Source organism: Rhizobium sp. SRI_017, assembly GCF_057586295.1.
In genome coordinates, this window is the sequence record NZ_JBYCZP010000098.1 from 1 (window position 1) to 378 (window position 378).

The following is a 378-nucleotide window of genomic DNA, read 5'->3' on the forward strand; positions in this document are numbered from 1 at the left end:
CTTGCGCCTGGCAGTCGCTCGAGCAGGTGGCGCGCGCCCTTGTAGTCACTGGTCTGGCCGGACGTCAGAAAGAGCAGCAGAGGCCTGCCCAAGCCGTCCGTGACAGCGTGCAGCTTGGAGTTCAGGCCGCCTTTCGTACGTCCGATACAGCGGGAAAGAGCCCCTTTTTTAGCAGGCTGGCTGCGGTGCGATGAGCTTTGAGATGCGTGGCATCGATCATCAACCTGTCGGGCTGCCTCGCCGTTCCCGCGAGCGCCTCGAAAATCCGGCTGAACACGCCGAGTTCGCTCCATCGCAGGAAACGATTGTAGAGCGTCTTGTGCGGACCGTATTCCTTCGGCGCGTCCTTCCACTGAAGTCCGTGTTTCAGCACGTAAA

General features: G+C 60.8%; 1 pseudogene. It reads right to left on the reverse strand.

The window, feature by feature from the left end:
* Positions 1-378 (reverse strand): annotated as a pseudogene (locus tag AC2YI2_RS35200) (IS5 family transposase); the annotation flags it as partial.